The following is a 22,147-nucleotide window of genomic DNA, read 5'->3' as shown; positions in this document are numbered from 1 at the left end:
GCGCGACGGCGGCCGCACCGTCGTCGTGTTGCGGAAAGGAATTGTCCGCCGTGACCCTTCACACCCCCCTCTGCCCTGCCGGGCATCTCCCCCGCAAGGGGGGAGATTGGCAGCTTCGGCGCTCTGCCATCTCTGCAACGTTGGTAATTGGCGAAAGCATTCATGATATGCGATCTCCCTCCTTGCGGGGGGAGATGGCCGGCAGGCCAGAGGGGGGTGCTGCCCCGCCGGCATTGAGGTTTGCACCGCCGATCCCTCTGCGTTGGCCCATGGCCGGAATGGCATCTTGCCTGCAGAATGGCCGCCACAATTCTGTGAGGACACCCATGCGAAAACTGATCTCCACCGGCTCGCCGTTCGAAAAAACCGCCGGTTATTCACGCGCGGTGGTGCAGGGCGACTGGTGTTTCGTGTCCGGAACGACCGGCTACGACTATGCGACGATGACGATGCCGGATACGGTCGAAGCACAGACGCGCAATTGCCTGGCGACGATCGGCAAGGCTCTCCAAGACGGCGGCTTCGAAATGGCCGACGTGGTGCGGGCGCATTACTACATCACCGACCAGGCCTTCGTGGATATGGTCTTCCCGATCCTCGGCGAGACGTTCGGCGACATCAGGCCGGCGGCGACGATGATCGTCTGCCAGCTCAACAGACCGGAAATGAAGATCGAGATCGAAGTGACGGCGTTGCGGCGCACGGCATGAAAGGCGGGCGGATGAAAGTCCGGCGTATCGTCGCCAACATCGAGACACCTGATATCGCCGCGGCGAAGCGCTTCTACCAGGACGTGCTCGGCCTCGATGTGCTGATGGACCTTGGCTGGATCGCCACCTACGGTTCCGATGAAAAGATGCAGGTGCAGGTCAGCTTCATGGCGCAAGGCGGCTCCGGCACGCCGGTGCCGGATCTCTCGATCGAGGTCGACGATGTCGATGCGGCGCTCAATGCCATGAAGACCGCCGGCTTCGCCATCGAATACGGACCGGCCGACGAGCCCTGGGGTGTGCGGCGCTTCTATGTGCGCGATCCGTTCGGCCGGCTGGTCAACATTCTCTCGCATCGGTAGCCGGGCCACAGGACTCCCCGACGCTGGCGGGACAGCACCCCCCTCTGTCCTGCCGGACATCTCCCCCGCAAGGGGGGAGATTGGCAGTTTCGTCGTCCTACCCATTTCCACGCCAACGATTGGCGAAGGCCGAAGTAACATTCGATCTCCCCCCTTGCGGGGGAGATGCCCGGCAGGGCAGAGGGGGGTGTGAAGGATCTCGGCGCTCGTCCCCTTGCGCACGGGCCGCCTGGCGTTTAGCAAGGCCGCGGTTCAAATTCTTTCTGGGACGGTTCTCCATGGCAACGAAGCATCTTTTCCTGCTCCCCGGCGACGGCATCGGTCCGGAGGCCATGGCCGAGGTCAAGAAACTGATCGCCGTCATGAACGACAAGCTCGGCAGCGATTTCTCCACTGACGAGGGCCTGGTCGGCGGGTGCGCCTACGACGCGCATGGCGCGGCGATCTCCGATGCAGACATGGCAAAGGCAATGGCGGCCGACGCGGTGCTGTTCGGCGCCGTCGGCGGTCCGAAATGGGACGCCGTGCCCTACGAGGTGCGCCCCGAAGCCGGCCTGCTGCGCCTGCGCAAGGACATGGAGCTGTTCGCCAATCTGCGCCCGGCCATCTGCTATCCAGCACTTGCGGCGTCCTCCTCGCTCAAGCAGGAGGTGGTCGAGGGTCTCGACATCTTGATCGTGCGCGAGCTGACCGGCGGCGTCTATTTCGGGGAGCCGAAGCAGATCATCGATCTCGGCAATGGCCAGAAGCGCGGCATCGACACGCAGGTTTACGACACGTTCGAGATCGAGCGCATTTCGGGCGTCGCCTTCGAACTCGCACGCACCCGCAAGAACCACGTCACCTCGATGGAAAAGCGCAATGTGATGAAGTCGGGCGTGCTGTGGAACGAAGTCGTCACCCAGACCCACAAGGCGCGCTATTCAGACGTCAAGCTCGACCACATGCTGGCCGATGCCGGCGGCATGCAGCTGGTGCGCTGGCCGAAGCAGTTCGACGTCATCGTCACCGACAATCTGTTCGGCGACATGCTGTCCGACATCGCCGCCATGCTGACCGGCTCGATCGGCATGCTGCCGTCGGCCTCGCTCGGCGCGCCTGATGTGAAGACCAAGAAGCGCAAGGCGCTGTACGAGCCGGTGCACGGCTCGGCGCCCGACATTGCCGGCAAGGGCATTGCCAACCCGATCGCCATGATCGCCTCCTTCGCCATGTGCCTGCGCTATTCCTTCGGCATGGTTGATGAGGCCGACCGTGTCGAAGGCGCGATCGCCGCGGTGCTCGACGCAGGCCTGCGCACCAAGGATATTTTCTCCCCCGGCATGACCGAGGTTGGCACTGTCGAGATGGGCGACGCGATCATCGCCAAATTCCTGGGCTGATCCTATGGCGGTCGACGTCCGCTGGGCGACGATCGAGGACGCCGCGGCACTCGCGGCCATACTGTGCGAGATGGCGGAGCATTACCGGCAGCCGCCTCTCGATGCCGACCGGGCCCTATCTGCTGCACGCAAATGGCTTGGCGAGGAAAGCCCGGCCTATCCGCATTTCGCGCTCGCCTTCGTCGACGGCGAGGTCAGCGGCTTGGCGTCGGTGGCGATCGCACATCCAGGTATCGATCTTGAGCGGCTGCTGTTCCTCAAGGACCTGTTCGTGCGCGACAACATCCGCAACGCCGGCGTCGGCCGAGCGCTGATCGGCTTTCTCGCAGATCATTGCCTCAGCCACGGTATTGGCCGTATCGACCTGACCACCGAAGATTGGAACGAGGGCGCGTTGCGTTTTTACGAGCGGCTCGGCGCCCAACGCCACGGCCAGAAGGTATTTCTCAGGCTTTCGAACGACGACTTGAAGGCGATCGCCCCTAGACCCTGACGCCTGCCGGCACCTGGCCCCAGGGGTTTTCGCCCACCTGGGACTCGATCAGCCCGAAGACCAACAAGACCGCTTCGCCGATAACTGGGATGAAGCAGATCAAGACAAGCCAGCCACTCAGGCCGATGTCGTGAAGACGCCGCACGGTAAGCGCGATCCACGGCAGGCCGAATGCCAGGAGGAAGACAACGGCAGGTAGGAATCCGATCGACGTCCTGCCCGCATTGATGCCGAAGCCGTTGATGGCCAGATTGACGAGTATCCCGAAGCCAAGCAGCGTCACCAGCACAAGATTAAAGCATAGCCAAAAGCCCCAGAATTCCTTGCGGCGGGCGCGTCCGTTGAAATTGAAATAGTTCAGGCTCACCGTGTTCCCGAAGTATGCCCACAGTCCCGTGGAACGAGTGGACTGGTTTTCGTCGGTACGGCCGAGCTGGCCGCCGGGGGATGACGAGATCGTGGTCGAACTCACGGCCACGATATTGCGCGCCGTGCCGTCATCCGGCTGGAATTCGACGAGGGTGCCGCTGACGAGGGCCGCCCCCTGATTCAGATCGTTACGGACGAAGAAGTAACGCTTGCCGTCGACTCCATTGATGTAGCCGTAGTCCTGATCCTTGTCGTAGTGAAGCACCGCGCCCCGCATGCCCTACCCACATCCATGCCGCGATGAGAATACTATCCAGGGTTGCGATAGATTGCAATATGCACGCCAGATCAAACTCGGACGCCCGTGGGCACCGGCCCCCACTGGTTTTCCCGGGCCTGCGTCGGGATCAGCGCGAAGACCAGGATGATCAGGCTGCCGATGGTCGGGATGAGCACCACCAGATAAAGCCAGCCCGAAAGCCCGATGTCATGGATGCGGCGGACGGTCATGCCGAGGCTGGGCAGGAGGGTCACCAGCACGAAGGTGCCGCAAAGGCCAACGGTTACAGCCGCCGACACGCTGCTGTCGAAATTGCCCATTTCGTTGTCGGCGAAAAGGCCGATACCGCCGATGATCAGCAGCGAGACCACCCAGAACAGGAAATAGCCCCAATATTCCTTGCGGCGGGCCCGGCCGGCGAAATTGAAATAGTTCTGCGTCACGCCGCGCCAGAAATAGCCCCAGAGATCGGTGGGCTCGGCTGGCTCTGATGAGCGGCCGAAATGCCGCGCCTGGAAAGCGGAAGCTGCCGGTGCGTTGCCGGCTTGAGTCGATGCGGTGTTGATTCCGGCCTTCGGGGTCGGGGCCTCGGTGACGGTCTGGGCGCCAATCGAAAAGACGTCGCGCGCCTGGCCGCCACCCGGCTGGAACTCGACGACCGTGCCCTTGGGCATGGCGGTTTGCCGGCGCAGGCTCTCGCGGGTGAAGGTATAGCGGTTGCCATCGGCTCCGGTGATGAAGCCAAAAGCCTGCTCCTCGTCATCAAAAGCCTGCTCCTCGTCATAATGAAGCACTTCGCCGCGCATAGGCCACCCCTCTCGCCACGTCCCGGCCAAGGTGTGGCACACTGCCGAGCCGATGGGCAAGACCGGGCAGCATGGCTACCGTCTAGGCGGCAAATGAAGCATAAGACATCAAGTGCAACCGCCTTCGCCAAAGGCAGACCCAAAAGCAGATAATGACAGTCGAGCGTTCCGATGCCAGCGTCGTGACTGAGGACAAAGAGGTCACAAGGCCTCCGAGACTGGCCATCGATGCCACCGGCCTGATGTTCTGGCCGCCCGGCGAGGGTCTGGCAGGCATCCCACGGGTGGAAAGCTTTCTCATCAACGCGGCCCTGGCCGATCCCGACCCTCGCGTGGAGGTGGTGGCGTTCAGGTCGGGCCGGTTTCGGCCTCTGGCGCCTTTCGAACAGGAGCATGTCGCGACGGGCGAGATCTCGCCTTGGCGCGTCAAAAAATGGCCGGGAAGACGCATAGCGCTATCGGAAGCTTTCGAGGCGGTGAGGCAATATCCGTGGGGCAAGCGCGATACCGACCGTCACCTCGCCAGGACGGTGACCAACGGCAGGAAGGGAATTGGGTTCCAGGCGACAAGGCTGCTGATCTTCGCCTATCGCCTGTACCGGCGGGTCGGGTTGGGCTTGCGACTGGAGGCTGAGCCCCTTGCCGCGCGGGCGGAGCCGGGTCCGGTGCTCATCAGCCATCACATCCTGACCTCGGAAGACCGATCCGCCGTCTCGGGTGGCGCCGGCGACGTTGCTTTCCTTTGCCACGATCTCATCCCGGCATTGCGCCCGGACCTGCTCGGTGCGGGCACGCGCGAGACCCGCTTCGGATCCTATCTCGAGCACCTCGTCCGCTCCGGCGCGCCGGCGTTTTGCGCCTCCGACGAAGTCGGTGCCACGCTGACCGATCATATGCGCAAAGCCGGAATCGCCGCGCCGGTCGTGTATCGTTTTCCAATGCCCTCCATCCTGCACGAGACGGCATCGCGCGCCGGCAAGACTTCGCGCATCGAAGTCGCCGAGCCGTTCGTGCTCTATTGCTCGACCATCGAAGTCCGCAAGAACCACATCCTGCTGGCGCGGATCTGGCAGCAGGCGCTTGACGAAGGCGCCAAGCTGCCGAGGCTCGTCTGCGCCGGGCGCTGGGGCTGGATGATCGAGCCGCTGCGCGCTTTTCTCAAGGCCCATCCTAAGCTGCTCGAGCAAGTCACGTTCACCGGGCTGATCAGCGATGAGGAGCTCATCCGATACTATCGCAGCGCCTCTTTCGGCGTCTTTCCTTCGCATATCGAAGGCTGGGGCTTTGGAGCCTCCGAATGCCTCGACTTCGGCATTCCTGTCATCGTCTCGACGGCGCCGTCGCTGATCGAGGCGAGCGGCGGCCTGATGCCGGCAATCGATTCGCAGGACCAGCAAGGCTGGTATGCGGCGATCCGCAAGATGGCGGAGGACCATGCGTGGCGTTCCTCGCTGGTGGGGCGCATCGCCCAAAACCATCGGCCAACACCGGCGACGGCAAGCTGGGCCGCCATCAAGGCAGGCCTGCAGGCCAGCGCGTCCCGCCGATCAAGGTTTTAGGAAGGCCGCTTCTTCGCCTTCTTGTACTTTGGCGCGCCTGTGTTGTCGAATTTCGGCTTGCCCGGGTTTTTCGCCCACGGCTTTGCCTCATGCGCGGTCGCCGGACGCTGATCGGCTGAGGCCGGTGCGCGTTTCTCGAATTTCCGCTTCGGCGCGGTTGGGTCGAACGTTCCTTTGCCGCGATGTGGTTTCTTGTCGGGGCTCGGAGCCTGGTAGCCCGCGCGCGACAGGTCGGGCTGGCCGTCCAACCGCTTCACCAGAATGTTGCCTTGCAATTTGCGGTCGGGACCGATCGCGGCCAGGAAGCGGTCGGCCCAGTCGGCGGCGATCTGCACGAAGGTCTCTTCCGGTTGCATCTTGATGGCGCCGATCTCGCGCTTGCTGATGCTGCCGGTGCGGCAGAGCATTGGGATCAGCCAGCGCGGTTCGGCGCTCTGCCGGCGTCCGATCGACAGCGAGAACCAGACGCTGGCGCCGAAATCGTCGCGGCGGATGGGCGCTTCGTCGCGGCGTGCGAAACCTTCACCCGCCGGTCTTTCACGCGATGGCGTGAACGGCGCGATTTCCATGAGATCCTCGGGCGCCGAGCGGCTGGCGCGGCACTGGCGCACGAAGGCGGCGGCCACCTGTTCGGCGCCATGTTTGGCGAGCAGCGCGTCGATGAAGCCGCGCTCGTCCTCCTTCACCGACTCGTCGAAAACCGGATCGGCGAGGATGCGTTCGTCGTCGCGCCGCATGACGTCATCGGCCGAGGGGGGGCTCGCCCATGTCGCCTTGAGGCCGGCGTTCTGCAACAGCCGTTCGGTGCGCTTGCGGGCGCTGTTGGGCACGATCAGCGCGCTGACGCCCTTGCGCCCGGCGCGGCCGGTGCGGCCGCTGCGATGCAGCAGCGTTTCCGGGTTGGTCGGCAGGTCGGCGTGGATGACCAGTTCGAGGTTGGGCAGGTCGATGCCGCGCGCCGCCACATCGGTGGCGATGCAGACCTTTGCGCGGCCGTCGCGCATGGCCTGCAAGGCATGGCTGCGCTCGTTCTGGCTGAGCTCGCCGGACAGTGCGACAACAGAGAAGTTGCGGTTGTTGAAGCGCGCGGTCAGATGATTGACGGCGGCACGTGTGTTGCAGAACACCAGCGCGTTCTTCGCCTCGTAGAAACGCAGCACGTTGATGATGGCGTTTTCCCGGTCGGGCTGGGCGACGCTCAGCGCCCGGTATTCGATGTCGAGATGCTGCTTTTCCTCGCCGGCGGCCGAAATGCGCACGGCATCGCGCTGGTACCCTTGCGCGAGCGTGGCGATGGAGCGCGGCACGGTGGCCGAGAACATCAGCGTGCGGCGCTCGGCGGGTGCGGCGTCGAGGATGAATTCGAGGTCCTCGCGAAAGCCGAGGTCGAGCATCTCGTCGGCCTCGTCGAGCACCACCGCCTTGAGCGCCGACATGTCGAGCGAGCGCCGCGTGATGTGGTCGCGCAGCCGGCCGGGCGTGCCGACGACGATATGGGCGCCGCGCTCCAGCACACGCCGCTCCGAGCGCATGTCCATGCCGCCGACGCAGGACGCCACCGTGGCGCCGGTCAGCTCGTAGAGCCATTCCAGCTCGCGCGTCACCTGCAGCGCCAGTTCGCGCGTCGGCGCCACGGCCAGCGCCAGCGGTGCGGCGGCGTGGCCAAAGCGCTCCGCGCCGTCAAGCAGGGTCGGAGCCAGGGCAAGGCCGAAGGCTACCGTCTTGCCGGAGCCGGTCTGTGCCGACACCAGCGCATCGGCCTCACCGAGTTCGGGGGCAACAACCGCCTTTTGTACCGGCGTCAGCTCGGAATAGCCGCGTTTTTCCAGCGCCCTGGCAAGCGCTGGGACAAGTGCTTCGAAGTTGGACATCTTACTCTTTCGGAATTTAGGGTCTGCGCTCATCATGGAGCACATGCCGGGGCCGACCTCGCGCCAGCCAAAACAATCTTGCTCGTTCGTACTTCGCGCAGCCGCCATTGTACAGGGTGCGCGGGAAACCGAGGTCGCTCGGCAATTGACTCTTGACGCAAACCGCGTAAAAGCCGGCACCGAACAGGATAGTTTCGATGCGCGGCCTTTTGATGGCGGTTCTTGCATTCGATTTCCCCGGCCACGATGCACATCATTGGGCCGGGCGCGTCGGCGCGTCTCCTCGTTTCAGCAGCAAAACCGCGTTCTTGGCCAAAACGACCACCAAAACGGTCTGATTCCCTTGGCCTAACCACCCTCTCCCGGGTCCGGCCCGGGGGTTGAAACCCGCACCGGCCGGTGGGTTTTCTCCAAAAACCAAGCGGAGAGGGGACAGGAGATTTCTGATGAGTTTCAAGGTAGCGATCGTCGGCGCCACGGGCAATGTGGGCCGGGAAATGCTCAACATACTGGAGGAGCGCGGCTTTCCGGTAAGCGAGGTCGTGGCGCTGGCCTCGCGGCGCAGCCAGGGCACGGAAGTGTCGTTCGGGGACCGTACGCTTAAGGTGAAGTCGCTCGACCAGTATGATTTTTCCGACACCGACATCTGCATCATGTCGGCCGGCGGCAACGTCTCCAAGGAATGGTCGCCGAAGATCGGCAAGCAGGGCTGCGTCGTCATCGATAATTCGTCGGCCTTCCGCTACGACCAGGACGTGCCGCTGATCGTGCCGGAAGTGAACCCGGATGCGATCTCGCTGTTCACGCGCAAGAACATCATCGCCAACCCGAACTGCTCGACGGCGCAGCTCGTCGTGGCGCTGAAGCCGCTGCACGATTTCGCCACCATCAAGCGCGTCGTCGTCGCCACCTATCAGTCGGTGTCGGGGGCCGGCAAGGAAGGCATGGACGAGCTGTTCACGCAGACGCGCGCCGTGTTCGTCGCCGATGGCGTCGAGGTCAAGAAGTTCACCAAGCGCATCGCCTTCAACGTCATCCCGCATATCGATGTCTTCCTCGACGACGGTTCCACCAAGGAAGAGTGGAAGATGGTCGCCGAGACCAAAAAGATGCTCGACCCCAAGATCAAGCTGACGGCGACCTGCGTGCGCGTGCCGGTGTTCATCGGCCATTCGGAAGCGGTCAACATCGAGTTCGAAAAGCCGATCACCGCCGACGAGGCGCGCGATATCCTGCGCGAGGCGCCGGGTTGCCAGGTCTTGGACAAGCGCGAGGACGGCGGCTACATCACGCCGCTGGAATCGGCCGGCGAGGACGCCACCTTCATCTCGCGCATCCGCGAGGATTCGACCATCGACAACGGTCTGTCGATGTGGATCGTCTCCGACAATTTGCGCAAGGGCGCCGCGCTGAACGCGGTGCAGATCGCCGAGCTGCTGGTCGAGCGTGGCCTGATCCAGCCGAAGAAGAAGGCGGCTTAATCTCGCTCACGGGCTCGGCCTTCGGCCGATTCGCTTTCGCTCACGGGCCGTATCGCCGCTGCCGCGGCTGGCTCTCCGCGAGGGCGCCGGAAAGCCGGCGGCCCGCGGTCGCGGGCTCGGCCTTCGGCCGTTAGCCCCCTTCTCCCGTTCACGGGGAGAAGGTCCCGGCAGGGGGATGAGGGGCAGCACCGCCCTTTATTGAGAAGCGTTTATGAACGATCCCGTCAAGGTCTTCCTGCGTCCGGCCACTGGATCGGACGCCGCCGCCATCGCCCGGCTCATGCGGGCAGCGCTTGGCTCATTCGACTGGATGCCGGTCATCCATACACCGACCGAAGACCTCGCCTTCATCCGCGACGTCGTCCTGCCACGGCAGCAAGTGACGGTCGCCAAAGCTGGCAAGGCCACTGTCGGCTTCATTGCCGTCAGCGGCGAATGGGTGGAGCAGCTTTATCTCGATCCCGCCTGGACGGGGCATGGCATCGGCAGCCGATTGCTAATGGACGCGACCGCTGCGTTGGCGGTCGTGAAACTGCATTGCTTCCAAGCCAACACCGGCGCCGGACGCTTCTACGAGCGCCATGGTTTTCGCGCGGAGTCCTTCGGCGACGGCACCGGCAACGAAGAAGGCTTGCCGGACATTCTGTATGTCTGCAGGTACTGATCAAACATGCGTATGCTCTAATTTGGATCGAGCAAGGCATCGAGATGATCGCTCTCCGATGACATACGGCCGCTTGCGATTGCCTCAACATCCTCGCGCTGTAAATCCTTGGTCGCGAATGATTGCCTGGCTAGTTCCCGTAACAGCTCCATCGCCTCCTCCGCCCGCTCGGCCGGGACGAACAGATGGTCGTGGTAGAAGGCCGAGACCGGATTTACGCCCATGCCGGCCGCGGCGAGCCGCGTGGTGATGGCGGCGAGGAAGCCGACCGCTTCCAGCGACGAATGAATGTTCAGCGTCACCATACGACAGCGGAAGGAAGCGGTCAGGCCGGCTGTGCTGGCCGCCTCCTCGGCCACGATGAGCGTCACGCCCTCGCGCTCGCGGAACACCATCACCGGCTCGAGGCCTTCCGGCTGAGCGAGGTCAGGCGCCAGCCTAACGAAGACATAGGTGCCGGCGAGCAGTTCCGGCGTCATCGATGCCAGCAGTGTCTTCAGATCGGTTTCGCCGGTCATTCGTCTTCTCTCCTCCATAGAAAAGGGCCGCAGCCCGTGCTCCTCAATATCCGCGACCGGCGGGTGCCGATAGTCCGCGTGCTGCACAGGCGACATGGCTATGTCGCTGGCGGCCGGGCTTGCGGACCTGTTGCGTCGCACAATAAAGCAGCTGAGGACCAGCGCCGGTCCGCGAAAGGCCTTTGATGATCGTCCGCCCGCGCCCACGCCTTCTGCACCTGTTCTTCATCATGCGCGGCTCGGTGGTGCCGCGCATCCTGCCGCAGATCCTTGGCTTTGCGGCCTATGGCGCGCTTGTGGTGGTGATTACGCGGGCGCTGAAGCTCGACTTCGGCAATGCCGGCACCGCGCCATTCGCACTGCTCGGCGTGGCATTGTCGATCTATCTCGGTTTCCGCAACAACGCCGCCTACGACCGCTGGTGGGAGGCGCGCAAACTGTGGGGCCAACTCGTCTTCGACATCCGCAACCTGGCACGCGCCTCCGCCGGGCTGGTCGACGACCGGACGGAATTGCGCGGCCTGCTGATGGAGGCGATCGCCTTCTGCCACTTTCTGCGCGGTCTGCTCAGGCGCGTCGACGCGGCCCCGCAGGCCCGCGCTTTCATCGGTGACGAAACCGAGATCGTCGCCAAGGCAGCCAACGCACCGGACGCAATGGTGCGTGGCATGGGCCGCCGCATCGCCGCGCTGCGCAAGGCCGGCGCGATCGATGCGATCGGCTACCGCATCCTCGACGAGCGCCTGTCGGAAATCGCCGCCGCGCAGGCCGGATGCGAGCGCATCATGGGAACACCCCTGCCGTTCGCCTATACGCTGCTTCTGCAGCGCACCGCCTATATCTTCTGCCTGCTCTTGCCCTTCGGGCTGGTCTCCGCCGCCGGCTGGGCGACGCCGCTGTTCACGGCGCTGATCGCCTACACCTTCTTCGGCCTCGATGCGCTTTCGGAAGAACTCGAGGATCCGTTCGGCACCGAGGCCAACGACCTCGCCCTCGACGGCCTGTGCCGTGTCTGCGAGATCTCGGTGTTCGAGGCGCTGGGCGAGACCCCGCCGAAAATGCTAACGGCCGAGAAGTTCTATTTTTCGTAGGTGCCCGGCATGGACGGCACTCCCCTCGGAGATTGGCCGAGACGCCCCTCTCTCGTCATCCTAGGATCTGCGCCGCGTCGCTGTCTGCGCGACCCACGTGTGCGCGCGCTGATCCCGTTCAGCCGATAGACCGATGTCCCGCACGACGTCCACAGCCTGGGCCGGGCGCAATCCGAGCACCGCCCCTGCTGGAAGCCTGAATCCCCTTGCCGGCAATCTCTTTGGGATCAAATCGCCCAGTTGCGAGTTAGATATTGGCTTGGCGGCGGAGGCGGCTCCTAGCTGGAGAGGAACGACAATGAAGAAAACGATGCTTTTGATGGCCCTGCTGGTGCCGCTCGCCGCTTGTTCACAAACGGAAAAGGGCGCGGCTGTCGGCGGATTGGGTGGCGCTGCCGTCGGCGCCGCGGTCGCTGGCGATCCGGTTGAAGGCGCCGTCGTCGGTGGCGCTGTCGGCGCCGTGGCCGGTGCGTTGATCGGCCGGGCGAGCGAACCTGGCGAATGCCGCTACCGTGATCGTTATGGCCGCGTCTACGTCGACCGCTGCCCGAGCGGCTATTGATAGGGCCGCGTTCGAAAGTGAAGTCGATATAGCAAAACGGCGGGCCTTGGGCCCGCCGTTTTCCTGGATGCGATAGGGCAATATCTATTCGGCGGTAGCGGCTTCCGCCTCGGCCGGGGCCGCCGCGGCGGTCGCTGCCGCGGCAGCGGCGTCTTCCTGCGCCTTCTTCAAGAGCGCAGCGCGTTCCTGCGCCTTCTTGCCCGGCTCGGCCTTCTTCGGGTTGGAGCGGGCGTCGCGCTTGACGAGGCCGGCTTCGTCGAGGAAGCGCAGCACGCGGTCGGTCGGCTGGGCGCCATGCGCCAGCCAATGCTTGACGCGGTCGGCGTCGACCTTGACGCGTTCGCCGTCCTTGGGCAGCAGTGGGTTCCACGAGCCGATCGACTCGATGAACCGCCCGTCACGCGGCGAACGGGCGTCGGCGATGACGACGTGGTAGTAAGGACGCTTCTTCGAGCCCGCGCGGGCCAGTCGGATCTTCAAGGGCATTTCTTTTCTCCTAAAAACTCTAAGTTCGTTGATCGGGTTTCAGTTGGTTTTCATCACGCCGTTGGAAGCGGGGTCTTTGTCCCGCCGCTGCTCGAAGCGGCGATCTGTTCGTGGTGGCGGATCACTTCGCGGACGACGAAGTTGAGGAATTTTTCCGCGAAATCCGGGTCGAGATGGGCATCCTTCGCCAGCTGGCGAAGCCGGGCGATCTGCTGCTGCTCGCGCGCCGGGTCGGCCGGCGGCAGGCCATGCGTCGCCTTCAGCACGCCAACCGCCTTGGTGCAGCGGAAGCGCTCGGCCAGCATGTGGATGAGGGCCGCGTCGATGTTGTCGATCGAGGCGCGATAGTCGGCCAGGATCGTGCGTGCGTCGGCCATGTCCTTTTCTTCGTTCATGGCGTCCTCACTTCTTCTTGCCAAGGCCAGGCAGCCCGCCGCCCATTCCGGGCAGACCGGGAAGTTTCATGCCGCCGGGCAGCCCAGGCAGGCCACCGCCACCGGGAAGACCCTTCATGCCGCCAAGGCCGGATGCCTGCGCTTGCTTCTGCAAGGCTTCGAGCTGCTTGGGATCCATCTTCGACAGGTCCGGCATGCCGCCGCCCATCATGCCACCCATGCCGCCCGGCATCATGCCGCCGAGGCCCATCTTGTTGGCGAGGCCGCCCATCATGCCGCGCATCAGGCCGCCGCCTTTGCCCTTGCCGCCCATCGCCTTCATCATGTCGGCCATGCCGCGGTGCATCTTCAGCAGCTTGTTGATTTCGGCCGCGTCGGTGCCGGAACCGGCGGCGATGCGCTTCTTGCGCGAATGCTTGAGCAGATCGGGGTTGGCGCGCTCGGCCTTGGTCATCGACGAGATGATGGCGAGCTGGCGGCCGAACATCTTATCGTCGAGACCGGCGGCCGCCATCTGGTCCTTCATCTTGCCCATGCCGGGCATCATGCCCATGATGCCGCCCATGCCGCCCATCTTCGACATCTGCTGAAGCTGGCTGGCGAGGTCGTTCAGGTCGAACTTGCCCGACTGCATCTTCTTGGCCATCGCCGCCGCCTGCTCGGCGTCGATGTTTTCGGCGGCTTTCTCGACGAGCGAGACAATGTCGCCCATGCCCAGGATGCGGTCGGCGATGCGCTTGGGGTGGAATTCCTCCAGCCCGTCCATCTTTTCGCCGGTGCCGATCAGCTTGATCGGCTTGCCGGTGACGGCGCGCATCGAAAGTGCTGCGCCGCCGCGGCCGTCGCCGTCCATGCGGGTCAGCACGAGACCGGTGATGCCGACGCGCTCGTCGAAGCTCTTGGCCAGATTGACGGCGTCCTGGCCGGTCAGCGAGTCGGCGACCAGCAAGATTTCGTGTGGGCTCGACACCTTCTTGATGTCGGCCATCTCGACCATCAGCGGCTCGTCGATATGGGTGCGGCCGGCGGTGTCGAGGATGACGACGTCGTGGCCGCCGAGCTTGGCCGCCTGCACGGCACGGCGCGCGATGTCGACCGGCGACTGACCGTCGATGATCGGCAGCGTGGCGACCTTGACCTGTTCGCCGAGCTGGCGAAGCTGCTCCTGCGCGGCGGGGCGCCGCGTGTCGAGCGAGGCCATCAGGACCTTCTTGTTCTGACGCTCGGAAAGGCGCTTGGCGATCTTGGCCGAAGTGGTCGTCTTGCCGGAACCCTGCAGGCCGACCATCATGATGACGACCGGGGCCGGGGCATTGAGATCGATGGCGACGCCCTCGGCGCCGAGCATCTCGACCAGCTCGTCATGGACGATCTTGACGACCATCTGGCCGGGCTTGATCGACTTGACCACGGCGGCGCCGACGGCCTTCTCGCGCACCTTGTCGGTGAACGAGCGCACCACTTCCAGCGCTACGTCTGCCTCGAGCAGCGCACGGCGCACCTCGCGCAGCGCCGCCGAGACATCCGCCTCGGACAGGGCACCGCGGCCGGTGAGGCCGTTCAGGATCGAACCAAGACGTTCCTGTAGCGATTCAAACATTCTTTTTCCTTTTCCCAGGCAAGCGGTGCCCGAGAGGTAATGCGTTCGCGCCAAGTGTCCAAGGCTCGTGGCGAGCAAAAGCCAAAACCAAAAAGCACCCGGGGGCGCTCAGCGCTGCCGGGTGTTGGCCTCCAGGATCGATTTACAGCACTTCACCTCGAAGAGGTTTCGGCGTCCTGGTCGGCTTGCTCGGAGGGATACTCGTCGCGGAATTCGGGGCGTGTAGACAGGAAATCGGCGCCAGAGTCAAGACAAGCGCGGTTTCGCGTTGTCCCCTGGGCTGCAATCAGGCCGAGTTTGCCTCATCCGGAACCTCGGCGGCAACCCCGAGCGGCGAGCGCGGATGTAAAAGCAGCACGATCGTCAGCAGGCTGCAGGCGATGCCGATGAAGGCGATGAGCACCGCATCAGCTGTCGTCCAGCCTGGCCCTTCGAGCGGCCTGGCATTGAACAGGGCGAAGGAATTGTAGCTCTCCTGATGCGAGATCAGCAGGAAGCCGGTCAGATTGTTGCCGAGATGAGCACCGAGGGCGGCGCCGAGATTGCCGGTGGCAAAGACGACAACCGTCAGCAGCAGCGCGAAAGCGGCGATCGAGGCGAGCACGCAGGCGTTGATCGCGGCGGATGCGCCGGGGCTCCAATGCAGCGCGGTGAACAGCAGCGCCGGCAGCAGCGCCCAGATGAACGGGCTCCTGAACCGGTTGGCGAGACCGCGCAGCAGATAGCCGCGGAACAGCACCTCTTCCGACGATGTCTGCAGCCAGGTGAGCGCGCCGATCGGGATTGCAAACAGCAGCCAGGACGACAGGCTGATTGGACCGCGCGCGATCTCGGGCTGCAAGAGATAGAGCAGGATCTCGGAGACAAGCGAGGTGATCAGCACCGCGATCAGCCCCTTGAGGAAGCCCGATCGCGACACGCGGCGGCTGACGCCGAGCAGCGCCGACAGCTTCTCGCCGTGGACCCAGCGCATGGCGATCCACAGGCCGATCCAGATGCCGGCAAAAGACGCAAGCGCGGTGAGGATGCCGAGCGGCGAGGCAAGGAACCCATGCACGCCGGATGGTGTCGCCGCACCGTCCTGCCAGGCAAAGAATGCATAGATGCCGCCGATCAGCACGGCCACCGTCGTTGCGGCCCAGAACAGGATGACGATCGCGGTTCCCAGGAACAGGCGCGGCAAGGTCGTCCGGGCGTTGGGCGAGCGCCGATAGCGTTCGAAGGCGGCCGAGTCTATCGTCACGCTGGTTCCCTGCCGAATTGATTGCCTGTTGATCTATAGCATTTCATCGTTTCACGAAAACGGCGAACCGATCTAACTCTTTGTTTTGACGCAATTCCGGACGGAAAACCGCGTCACACTTTTCCTGGAATTGCTCTAGCCGAGGGCCGAGAAAATCGGAATCCATTTCGCAAGGGAGCATTCGCGTCTCGGAGATCGCACACGTCCATCGATGGCCCGCGTGGCAGCACTGCTCTGCCTGGCAGTCAGGCGACCGCTGAGGTTGCGGCCGCCTTACACAATTCCGATGTCAGCGTACCACGTACATGATGCGCCGCGTCTGTGGATCAATCAGCGCCCGCTGGCCGTTCACATAGACATAGCGGTAGTCGTAGTTCGGGATTTCGCGCAGCTCGACGGTGTCCGGCAAGATCGCGCCGGTCACCACCTCGCCGTCGAGATAGACTGGATCGAGGCGATGCGTGTCGACATAGGTCCGGACTTCGGCGGGAGGCGGGGGAAATTCATCGACGACCGGATCGCTGGCGATGATCGCGCCGGTATAGTCGGTCGAATAGTCGCCGATGTCGTCCGGCGGCGAGACGACAGCAACGCTGGAACGCCGTTGCGTCAGCACCACCCGGCTGCCGCCGAAATCAGCCGTCACATAGTCGGAATAGACCCAGCCCTGGCCGCCGGCCTCGGCGATGGTGCACCATTTGCTGTTTTCGATGCAGCCATTGAGTGTCGCCGACTGGCCGGCGGCAAGCACGCCGATGACAGGATATTGCGGGCCGGGCCCGGCGCGCACGTTGAGGTCGGTGACGGCGGAGACGGCGGTGTCGGCAAGCGCGGCGCCCGACATCGCGGTCAGCAGTCCCGCGACTGCGGGGAACAAAAGGGATTTCATGGGTTCTCTCCGTTTTCATGGTCCCTCGCCAGCGAAAACGGGTCAGTGGCTTATGCGGTTCCCCCTAAAACGCCTGCGCCAACTCACGATTTGTTCCCTTTTCTTTCGGCAAACCGGTCAGAAGTTCGTGAACGAAGGCCAATTTCCGCGCTGTGACGTCCGAAATGACGAAGGGGTAGAGGTCGGGCAGGCCCATGCAGCGGTTGATCGAATTGGAGGCTTCAGACAGCACCAGCCAGCGGGCAAGGATCTTGTCGAAAGGCTCGGGCACGGTCGCCGGCTCCGAAGGTGCCGCTTGCAGCCCGCCGCCTGTGTCGCCCCGCGGCAAGTCGTTGGCCTCCACCGTCTCCAGCCGGCCGAGCGGGAAGTTCAGCGCATGCACCATCGCCAGAGTGTCGGTGATGTGCAGATGGTGGGCCCAGGTCTCGGCCCAATCCTCCCATGGATGCGAGGTGGCATAGGCCGAGATGTGGCCTTGCTGCCAGTCGGGCGCGGCGCCATTGGCATAATAGGACTTCAACGCCTGTTCGTAGTCGGGGCGCTCATCGCCAAAGAGCGCACGGAAAGCTTCCAGTCTCCGCGGATCGTCGCGGATCAGGCGGTCCCAATAATAATGGCCGAACTCGTGGCGGAAATGGCCAAGCAAGGTGCGATAGTTCTCGCCCATCTCGACGCGCCGCTTCTCGCGCTCGGCTGAATCCGCCTCGGCGACGTTGAGCGTGATCAGGCCATTGTCATGGCCGGTCAGGATGCGCTCGCCGCCAGGCCCGCCGCGGATCGGATCGGCGAGGAAGTCGAAGGCCAGCCCGACCTCGTCGGCAGGGTTCAGCTTGGGCGCAACCGGCAGCCCGAAGGCCAGCAGCGAATAGATGGCGCGCTTCTTCGCCGCCTCGACGCGAATCCAGCGGCGGCGGTTGCCGTCGACGGAAAGATCCGGGATCAGCTGGTTCAGCACGCAGGCGCGGCAAAACCCCCGTCCGGGCTCGGCCATCCAGTTGCAGGCGCATTCGTCGGCATTGGTGCACTGGAAGACGCCGTCGAGGTCCGACAGCGCAAAACGGGCGTGCTCTGGATCGTAGAGCACGAGACTCCCGCAGTTCAGGCACTGGGCGTTCTCGAAATAGAGGCGGTGGCCGCAATGCGGACAGTCGAAGAGTTTCATGTCGGTCCCTAACCTTCAGAGCCAGCATATCAGGGCGGCAGGTGCCCAACGCGAACCGCCCACCGGCGTTCCCATATATCGAGGCTATTTCGCCGCAAGATGCCCGCCGCCAGCAGGGCCTGGCTGTGGTAATACCCACCGGACCGGCGCCGATGATCACGACATCGACGTCTTCCATTGGGCCCCTTGCCACAATAATCACTTGATCGTAGGCAAATTCCACGGCATTCGCCAGCAATGCAGCGGCGACAGTGACAAGTGCGTGTTTCGCTGGCAAGTTCGCAATTGGGACGTGATTCAGGCAACCAGGAGAACAACATGGCATTTCTTGCCAAGGGAAAGATGTTTGCAGCGACCATAGTGGTGGCGGTGCTTGCGCTGGCAACGGGCGCGCAGGCGGGGGCCAGCTGCGGCAAGACCGGCGCCGGCTTCGAGGCTTGGAAGCCGGAGTTCGCCGCGCAGGCCAAGTCCGAAGGTGTGGGCGCCAGGGGTCTGGCCGCCCTGGCTGGCGCGACCTACGCAACAAGGACGATCTCGGTCGACCGCGGCATCCACAAGGCCTTCAGCGGCTCGGTGGACGATTTCATGAAGCGCCGTGGCGGGTCCGCGATCATTTCCAAGGGCCGCGCGCTGAAGAAGGCGAATGCGGCACTGTTTTCCAAGATCGAGGCGAACTACGGCGTGTCGCCGGGTGTGTTGCTCGCCATCTGGGGCATGGAAACCGGCTTCGGTGCCTCCATGGGCAACCAGAATACGGTCTCCGCCATTCTGACGCTTGCCTATGATTGCCGCCGCCCTGAATTCTTTTATCCGCATGCCATTGCAGCCCTGAAGCTGGTTGATCGCGGGGCGTTGACAGCCTCGTCGGTCGGCGCTGCCCATGGCGAGATTGGCCACACGCAGTTCCTGCCCGGAAATGTCTTGAAGTATGGCGTCGGCGGCGGAAACCTGCGCGACAAGGCCACGGCATTGGCTTCCACCGCCAACTTCCTCAAAGGTCATGGCTGGCGTGCCGGCGCGAGCGCGAGTGCGAATTTGGGCGCGATCGCCGGCTGGAATTCCGCGAGCGTCTATCAGCAGGCCATCGCCCGCATCGCCACGGCGATCGACGGCGACTGAGAGCTGGAATCTTCGACAGGAGGCCCGGCTATGCGCCGGGCCAACTGAGGCAATCGCTTCAGTTTGAATTGGCGGGGCGTCGCCGGCGCCGACAATAGGTCCCGGCGAGGACGGCGGTTTGTTTTGAGGCGAACAGGTTGAAGATCAGCTCTTGCGGCTGCGCGCGGCAAGCGTCCTCAGCCGTAGCGCGTTGAGGCGGATGAAGCCGGCGGCGTCCTTCTGGTCGTAGGCGCCGCGGTCGTCCTCGAAGGTGACCAGCGCGTCGGAATAGAGCGTCTTCCTGGACTTGCGGCCGGTGACCATGACGTTGCCCTTGTAGAGCTTGAGGCGCACCGTGCCTTCGACGTCTTCCTGGCTCTTGTCGATCATCGCCTGCAGCATCAGCCGCTCGGGTGCGAACCAGAAGCCGTTGTAGATCAGCTCGGCGTAGCGCGGCATGAACTCGTCCTTGAGGTGGGCGGCACCCCGGTCGAGCGTTATCGATTCGATGGCGCGATGCGCCGCGATCAGGATGGTACCGCCGGGCGTCTCGTAGACGCCGCGCGATTTCATGCCGACGAAACGGTTCTCGACCAGGTCGAGCCGGCCGATGCCGTTGTCGCGGCCGAGATCGTTGAGTGCCGCCAGCATGGTCGCCGGCGACAGTTTCTTGCCGTCGAGCGCGATCGGGTCGCCCTTGAGGAATTCGATCTCGATCTCGGTGACCTTGTCCGGCGCGTCCATCGGCGAAACGGTGCGCTGGTGGACGAATTCCGGCGGCTCGGTCCACGGGTCTTCCAGCACCTTGCCCTCGGAAGAGGAGTGCAGCAGGTTGGCGTCGACCGAGAATGGCGCGTCGCCCTTCTTGTCCTTCGGCACCGGGATCTGGTGCTGTTCGGCGAAATTGATCAGGTCGGTGCGCGACTTGAACGACCAGTCGCGCCACGGCGCGATGACCTTGATGTCGGGGTTCAGGGCGTACGCCGAGAGTTCGAAGCGAACCTGGTCGTTGCCCTTGCCGGTGGCGCCGTGCGCGATCGCGTCGGCGCCGGTCTCCCTGGCGATCTCGACCAGATGCTTGGAGATCAGCGGCCGCGCGATCGAGGTGCCGAGCAGATAGGTGCCTTCATAGACGGCATTGGCGCGGAACATCGGGAAGACGAAGTCGGCGACGAATTCCTCGCGCACGTCGACAACGCGGATATCCTTGATGCCCATCATCTCGGCCTTGCGGCGTGCCGGCTCGAGTTCGCCGCCCTGGCCGAGATCGGCGGTGAAGGTCACGACCTCGGCGCCGAGTTCGGTCTGCAGCCATTTCAGGATGATGGAGGTGTCGAGGCCGCCGGAATAGGCGAGCACGACCTTCTTGACGTCTTTGGTCTTGGACATTTGGCGGTTCCGCAACTGAGTTCTTGGCGGGCGAGGTATCACGCCGTTTCCGGGCTGCGCAAGAGATGAACGCCGCGGATCATGGCCGGGCGGCGGCCGGACAGGCGATTCAGGCAAGTTGGATCAGCGTTTCAACCACCCAGCCGCTGGCAACCACGGGCCGTATCCTCTAAAGCCTGCGTGTCCGAGCCAAGGGGCCGCCCATGTCCTTCATTCCAGACACCGCCACGCTGATCCAGTTCGCCATCGCCACCGTCATCCTGGCGATCACGCCGGGGCCGGACATGACCTTGTTCGTCTCGCGCACGCTGAGCCAGGGCCGCGCCACCGGCTTTGCCTCGATGGCCGGGGCACTGTGCGGTACGCTGATCCACACCACGCTGGTGGTGGTCGGCGTCTCGGCGCTGATCGTCGCCTCGCCGATGGCCTTCTTCGTTCTGAAGATCTTCGGCGCCGGTTATCTCGTCTTCCTGGCCTGGCAGGCGGTCACCAGGGGCTCGGCGTTTTCGCCGGAGAAGAAGACGGGTCCCGAGATTTCGCTGTTGCGCAGCTGGGCGGCGGGGCTTGGCGTCAATCTGCTCAACCCGAAGATCATCCTGTTCTTCATGACCTTCCTGCCGCAGTTCGTTTCCGCGCATGACCCGAACGCACCGGGAAAACTGTTTTTCCTGGGCACGATGTTCATCGTGCTGGCGATCCCGGTGACCGTGCCGATGGTGCTGGCGGCGGAAAAGTTCTCGGCGGCGATGAAAGCCAGCCCGCGCGTCACGCGGGTGGTCGATTATCTCTTCGCCGGCGTTTTTTCGGCCTTTGCCCTCAAGATCCTGACGGCCCAGGCGAAGTAGGGGCGTTCTCGTCCCTCCACCAGCTGCCGGCCCAGCGCCCGGCGCTGAGCCAGTAGAAGATGCCGCCGACCATGCCGCCGCCAATCACCGCCATGATGGCGCTGGTATCGGCAAGCGCGAAGGCATCGCCGGAATGGTCGACGAGGCCGAGGAAGACGGCCGCAACCACGGCGCCCGCCAGCGCATAGAACAGCCAGTCGCGCCGGCCTAGGATTTCGGCGACCAGGATGACGACGCAAGCCGGCATCAGCGCGAAATAGGCGACGAACAGGGCGACGAAGGGAATTGAGAAATACAGCGAAGCCGTCGCCGTCGGCTGTGCGTGCTCCGGCGTGTAGCCCAGCGATGCCAGGAACAGGACGTTGAGGAACGCGCTCGCCGCCAGCGAGGCGACGGCGTAGCCGAACAGGATAACGGCGAAGCGGACGAGATAGCCGACAAGACGGGTCATCCCAAATCTTGGCCCAAATCTTGGCCCAAATCTCGGCCCAAATCCCAGCGCATGCCGGACTTGCGTCCAGCCAGAAGCCAGTAGACCGAACCGGCGGCAATGCCGGCCGTGGCCAGGAAACCGAGAAAGCCCGGATTGAAAACAAAGCTGCCGGCCGAGCGCGGCATGGATACGCCAAAGGCGATGGACGTGATCGCACCCGTGGCGGCAAAATAGAACCATCCCCGAAGCGAAAATCGTTCGGCGACAAAGAGCGCGGGGCCGACGATCAACAATGCGCCGATCATCACGGTCAGCACGGCGAGGGGGAAGGAGCCCAGCCAGTCGAAGGCGAAGATGATGGACCAGTTGCCGTCTTCTATACCTTCCAGAAGAGCGATCAGCAGTACGGGGACCAGGATCGAGGTCAGCACAGCGGCGAAATAGCCGACTGCCATCATG

Annotated in this window: 24 protein-coding genes and 1 pseudogene; 12 read left to right on the top strand and 13 right to left on the bottom strand. The window is 64.0% G+C overall.

Annotation, left to right across the window (positions count from 1 at the left end; translation table 11 throughout):
- Positions 1 to 326 precede the first annotated feature (326 nt).
- The 4 genes from NKH03_RS25575 to NKH03_RS25560 all read left to right on the top strand — a co-directional run bounded on the left by NKH03_RS25575 (position 327) and on the right by NKH03_RS25560 (position 2,947).
- Positions 327 to 710 carry a RidA family protein gene (locus tag NKH03_RS25575; RefSeq protein WP_352971377.1) on the top strand — a complete coding sequence of 128 codons (384 nt, stop codon included), beginning with the start codon at positions 327 to 329 and terminating at the stop codon, positions 708 to 710.
- A gap of 11 nt (positions 711 to 721) precedes the next feature.
- A complete protein-coding gene (locus tag NKH03_RS25570) occupies positions 722 to 1,072 on the top strand; it encodes a VOC family protein (protein WP_352971375.1) in 351 nt (116 codons plus the stop codon).
- A 278-nt stretch (positions 1,073 to 1,350) separates the two neighbouring features.
- Positions 1,351 to 2,454 carry a 3-isopropylmalate dehydrogenase gene (gene leuB / locus NKH03_RS25565; protein WP_352971373.1) on the top strand — a complete coding sequence of 368 codons (1,104 nt, stop codon included), beginning with the start codon at positions 1,351 to 1,353 and terminating at the stop codon, positions 2,452 to 2,454.
- Between the two features lie 4 nt (positions 2,455 to 2,458).
- Positions 2,459 to 2,947, top strand: a complete 489-nt coding sequence (locus NKH03_RS25560) for a GNAT family N-acetyltransferase (protein ID WP_352971371.1) — start codon at positions 2,459 to 2,461, stop codon at positions 2,945 to 2,947.
- Here NKH03_RS25560 and NKH03_RS25555 read toward each other — a convergent pair.
- Positions 2,937 to 3,593: a DUF805 domain-containing protein gene (locus NKH03_RS25555; protein WP_352971369.1), complete on the bottom strand. Its 657-nt coding sequence runs from the start codon at positions 3,591 to 3,593 to the stop codon at positions 2,937 to 2,939. The two genes, NKH03_RS25560 and NKH03_RS25555, sit on opposite strands and share 11 nt — an antisense overlap.
- 71 nt (positions 3,594 to 3,664) lie before the next feature.
- On the bottom strand, positions 3,665 to 4,402 hold the full coding sequence (locus NKH03_RS25550) for a DUF805 domain-containing protein (protein WP_352971366.1): 738 nt from the start codon (positions 4,400 to 4,402) through the stop codon (positions 3,665 to 3,667).
- A 152-nt stretch (positions 4,403 to 4,554) separates the two neighbouring features.
- On the opposite strand from NKH03_RS25550, the gene NKH03_RS25545 reads away from it, so the two are divergent.
- Positions 4,555 to 5,961 (top strand): glycosyltransferase, encoded by a 1,407-nt coding sequence (locus tag NKH03_RS25545; RefSeq protein WP_352971364.1) that lies wholly within the window; start codon positions 4,555 to 4,557, stop codon positions 5,959 to 5,961.
- On the opposite strand, the gene NKH03_RS25540 is transcribed toward NKH03_RS25545, so the two are convergent.
- A complete protein-coding gene (locus tag NKH03_RS25540; protein WP_352971363.1) occupies positions 5,958 to 7,832 on the bottom strand; it encodes a DEAD/DEAH box helicase in 1,875 nt (624 codons plus the stop codon). The genes NKH03_RS25545 and NKH03_RS25540 overlap by 4 nt on opposite strands.
- 197 nt (positions 7,833 to 8,029) lie before the next feature.
- Here NKH03_RS25540 and NKH03_RS25535 point away from each other — a divergent pair, with 197 nt between their 5' ends.
- The 3 genes from NKH03_RS25535 to NKH03_RS25525 all read left to right on the top strand — a co-directional run bounded on the left by NKH03_RS25535 (position 8,030) and on the right by NKH03_RS25525 (position 9,977).
- Complete coding sequence (locus NKH03_RS25535; protein WP_352971360.1) at positions 8,030 to 8,170, top strand: hypothetical protein; 141 nt, start codon at positions 8,030 to 8,032, stop codon at positions 8,168 to 8,170.
- 108 nt (positions 8,171 to 8,278) lie between these two features.
- The gene (locus NKH03_RS25530; protein ID WP_352883041.1) at positions 8,279 to 9,313 is read left to right on the top strand and encodes an aspartate-semialdehyde dehydrogenase; all 1,035 of its coding nucleotides are present in this window, start codon (positions 8,279 to 8,281) and stop codon (positions 9,311 to 9,313) included.
- Positions 9,314 to 9,524: 211 nt separating this feature from the next.
- On the top strand, positions 9,525 to 9,977 hold the full coding sequence (locus NKH03_RS25525; RefSeq protein WP_352971358.1) for a GNAT family N-acetyltransferase: 453 nt from the start codon (positions 9,525 to 9,527) through the stop codon (positions 9,975 to 9,977).
- A 119-nt stretch (positions 9,978 to 10,096) separates the two neighbouring features.
- On the opposite strand, the pseudogene NKH03_RS25520 reads toward NKH03_RS25525, so the two are convergent.
- Positions 10,097 to 10,495: pseudogene (locus NKH03_RS25520) on the bottom strand (ACT domain-containing protein); the annotation flags it as partial.
- A 185-nt stretch (positions 10,496 to 10,680) separates the two neighbouring features.
- Between NKH03_RS25520 and NKH03_RS25515 the strand changes: the two are divergent.
- Together NKH03_RS25515 and NKH03_RS25510 are read left to right on the top strand one after the other, a co-directional pair.
- A complete protein-coding gene (locus tag NKH03_RS25515; RefSeq protein WP_352866438.1) occupies positions 10,681 to 11,586 on the top strand; it encodes a bestrophin family protein in 906 nt (301 codons plus the stop codon).
- Positions 11,587 to 11,884: 298 nt separating this feature from the next.
- The gene (locus tag NKH03_RS25510; RefSeq protein ID WP_352866435.1) at positions 11,885 to 12,148 is read left to right on the top strand and encodes a YMGG-like glycine zipper-containing protein; all 264 of its coding nucleotides are present in this window, start codon (positions 11,885 to 11,887) and stop codon (positions 12,146 to 12,148) included.
- Between the two features lie 84 nt (positions 12,149 to 12,232).
- Here NKH03_RS25510 and rpsP read toward each other — a convergent pair whose 3' ends face one another.
- The 6 genes from rpsP to NKH03_RS25480 form a co-directional block, all read right to left on the bottom strand.
- Positions 12,233 to 12,634 carry a 30S ribosomal protein S16 gene (gene rpsP / locus NKH03_RS25505; protein WP_352971356.1) on the bottom strand — a complete coding sequence of 134 codons (402 nt, stop codon included), beginning with the start codon at positions 12,632 to 12,634 and terminating at the stop codon, positions 12,233 to 12,235.
- Positions 12,635 to 12,687: 53 nt separating this feature from the next.
- Positions 12,688 to 13,029, bottom strand: a complete 342-nt coding sequence (locus NKH03_RS25500; protein ID WP_352662441.1) for a chorismate mutase — start codon at positions 13,027 to 13,029, stop codon at positions 12,688 to 12,690.
- Positions 13,030 to 13,036: 7 nt separating this feature from the next.
- Positions 13,037 to 14,629, bottom strand: coding sequence for a signal recognition particle protein (gene ffh, locus NKH03_RS25495; RefSeq protein ID WP_352883035.1), 1,593 nt, complete (start codon positions 14,627 to 14,629; stop codon positions 13,037 to 13,039).
- A 286-nt stretch (positions 14,630 to 14,915) separates the two neighbouring features.
- On the bottom strand, positions 14,916 to 15,872 hold the full coding sequence (locus tag NKH03_RS25490; protein ID WP_352866424.1) for a CPBP family intramembrane glutamic endopeptidase: 957 nt from the start codon (positions 15,870 to 15,872) through the stop codon (positions 14,916 to 14,918).
- 289 nt (positions 15,873 to 16,161) lie between these two features.
- Entirely contained in the window at positions 16,162 to 16,761 is a 600-nt protein-coding gene (locus NKH03_RS25485) for a DUF1236 domain-containing protein (protein WP_352971354.1), read from the bottom strand.
- A 64-nt stretch (positions 16,762 to 16,825) separates the two neighbouring features.
- Positions 16,826 to 17,923, bottom strand: coding sequence for a zinc-binding metallopeptidase family protein (locus NKH03_RS25480; RefSeq protein ID WP_352971352.1), 1,098 nt, complete (start codon positions 17,921 to 17,923; stop codon positions 16,826 to 16,828).
- Between the two features lie 318 nt (positions 17,924 to 18,241).
- Here NKH03_RS25480 and NKH03_RS25475 point away from each other — a divergent pair, with 318 nt between their 5' ends.
- The gene (locus NKH03_RS25475) at positions 18,242 to 19,042 is read left to right on the top strand and encodes a lytic murein transglycosylase (RefSeq protein WP_352866414.1); all 801 of its coding nucleotides are present in this window, start codon (positions 18,242 to 18,244) and stop codon (positions 19,040 to 19,042) included.
- Positions 19,043 to 19,186: 144 nt separating this feature from the next.
- On the opposite strand, the gene NKH03_RS25470 is transcribed toward NKH03_RS25475, so the two are convergent.
- Positions 19,187 to 20,410 (bottom strand): argininosuccinate synthase, encoded by a 1,224-nt coding sequence (locus NKH03_RS25470; protein WP_352883029.1) that lies wholly within the window; start codon positions 20,408 to 20,410, stop codon positions 19,187 to 19,189.
- Positions 20,411 to 20,613: 203 nt separating this feature from the next.
- Here NKH03_RS25470 and NKH03_RS25465 point away from each other — a divergent pair, with 203 nt between their 5' ends.
- Positions 20,614 to 21,255: a LysE family translocator gene (locus NKH03_RS25465; RefSeq protein WP_023758943.1), complete on the top strand. Its 642-nt coding sequence runs from the start codon at positions 20,614 to 20,616 to the stop codon at positions 21,253 to 21,255.
- Here the strand turns inward: NKH03_RS25465 and NKH03_RS25460 are convergent.
- Positions 21,227 to 21,706: a hypothetical protein gene (locus NKH03_RS25460; protein ID WP_352866409.1), complete on the bottom strand. Its 480-nt coding sequence runs from the start codon at positions 21,704 to 21,706 to the stop codon at positions 21,227 to 21,229. The two genes, NKH03_RS25465 and NKH03_RS25460, sit on opposite strands and share 29 nt — an antisense overlap.
- Positions 21,703 to 22,146 carry a hypothetical protein gene (locus tag NKH03_RS25455; protein ID WP_352971350.1) on the bottom strand — a complete coding sequence of 148 codons (444 nt, stop codon included), beginning with the start codon at positions 22,144 to 22,146 and terminating at the stop codon, positions 21,703 to 21,705. The genes NKH03_RS25460 and NKH03_RS25455 overlap by 4 nt, the downstream gene beginning before the upstream one ends.
- Position 22,147: the final 1 nt, after the last annotated feature.

This window comes from Mesorhizobium sp. M1406 (genome assembly GCF_040317555.1).
Classification (GTDB): Bacteria; Pseudomonadota; Alphaproteobacteria; order Rhizobiales; family Rhizobiaceae; genus Mesorhizobium.
The sequence above is the reverse complement of the archived record's forward strand: the minus strand, read 5'-3'. Positions and strand labels throughout refer to the sequence as shown.

Coding starts and splice junctions, on each gene's coding strand:
- NKH03_RS25570 (WP_352971375.1), top strand. CDS start 722: ATGAAAGTCCGGCGTATCGTCGCCAACATCGAGACACCTGATATCGCC.
- NKH03_RS25500 (WP_352662441.1), bottom strand. CDS start 13,029: ATGAACGAAGAAAAGGACATGGCCGACGCACGCACGATCCTGGCCGAC.
- NKH03_RS25510 (WP_352866435.1), top strand. CDS start 11,885: ATGAAGAAAACGATGCTTTTGATGGCCCTGCTGGTGCCGCTCGCCGCT.
- NKH03_RS25525 (WP_352971358.1), top strand. CDS start 9,525: ATGAACGATCCCGTCAAGGTCTTCCTGCGTCCGGCCACTGGATCGGAC.
- NKH03_RS25480 (WP_352971352.1), bottom strand. CDS start 17,923: ATGAAACTCTTCGACTGTCCGCATTGCGGCCACCGCCTCTATTTCGAG.
- NKH03_RS25530 (WP_352883041.1), top strand. CDS start 8,279: ATGAGTTTCAAGGTAGCGATCGTCGGCGCCACGGGCAATGTGGGCCGG.
- ffh (WP_352883035.1), bottom strand. CDS start 14,629: ATGTTTGAATCGCTACAGGAACGTCTTGGTTCGATCCTGAACGGCCTC.
- NKH03_RS25475 (WP_352866414.1), top strand. CDS start 18,242: ATGGCATTTCTTGCCAAGGGAAAGATGTTTGCAGCGACCATAGTGGTG.
- NKH03_RS25485 (WP_352971354.1), bottom strand. CDS start 16,761: ATGAAATCCCTTTTGTTCCCCGCAGTCGCGGGACTGCTGACCGCGATG.
- NKH03_RS25545 (WP_352971364.1), top strand. CDS start 4,555: ATGACAGTCGAGCGTTCCGATGCCAGCGTCGTGACTGAGGACAAAGAG.
- NKH03_RS25560 (WP_352971371.1), top strand. CDS start 2,459: ATGGCGGTCGACGTCCGCTGGGCGACGATCGAGGACGCCGCGGCACTC.
- NKH03_RS25535 (WP_352971360.1), top strand. CDS start 8,030: ATGCGCGGCCTTTTGATGGCGGTTCTTGCATTCGATTTCCCCGGCCAC.
- NKH03_RS25555 (WP_352971369.1), bottom strand. CDS start 3,593: ATGCGGGGCGCGGTGCTTCACTACGACAAGGATCAGGACTACGGCTAC.
- rpsP (WP_352971356.1), bottom strand. CDS start 12,634: ATGCCCTTGAAGATCCGACTGGCCCGCGCGGGCTCGAAGAAGCGTCCT.
- leuB (WP_352971373.1), top strand. CDS start 1,351: ATGGCAACGAAGCATCTTTTCCTGCTCCCCGGCGACGGCATCGGTCCG.
- NKH03_RS25575 (WP_352971377.1), top strand. CDS start 327: ATGCGAAAACTGATCTCCACCGGCTCGCCGTTCGAAAAAACCGCCGGT.
- NKH03_RS25540 (WP_352971363.1), bottom strand. CDS start 7,832: ATGTCCAACTTCGAAGCACTTGTCCCAGCGCTTGCCAGGGCGCTGGAA.
- NKH03_RS25515 (WP_352866438.1), top strand. CDS start 10,681: ATGATCGTCCGCCCGCGCCCACGCCTTCTGCACCTGTTCTTCATCATG.
- NKH03_RS25470 (WP_352883029.1), bottom strand. CDS start 20,410: ATGTCCAAGACCAAAGACGTCAAGAAGGTCGTGCTCGCCTATTCCGGC.
- NKH03_RS25460 (WP_352866409.1), bottom strand. CDS start 21,706: ATGACCCGTCTTGTCGGCTATCTCGTCCGCTTCGCCGTTATCCTGTTC.
- NKH03_RS25455 (WP_352971350.1), bottom strand. CDS start 22,146: ATGATGGCAGTCGGCTATTTCGCCGCTGTGCTGACCTCGATCCTGGTC.
- NKH03_RS25465 (WP_023758943.1), top strand. CDS start 20,614: ATGTCCTTCATTCCAGACACCGCCACGCTGATCCAGTTCGCCATCGCC.
- NKH03_RS25550 (WP_352971366.1), bottom strand. CDS start 4,402: ATGCGCGGCGAAGTGCTTCATTATGACGAGGAGCAGGCTTTTGATGAC.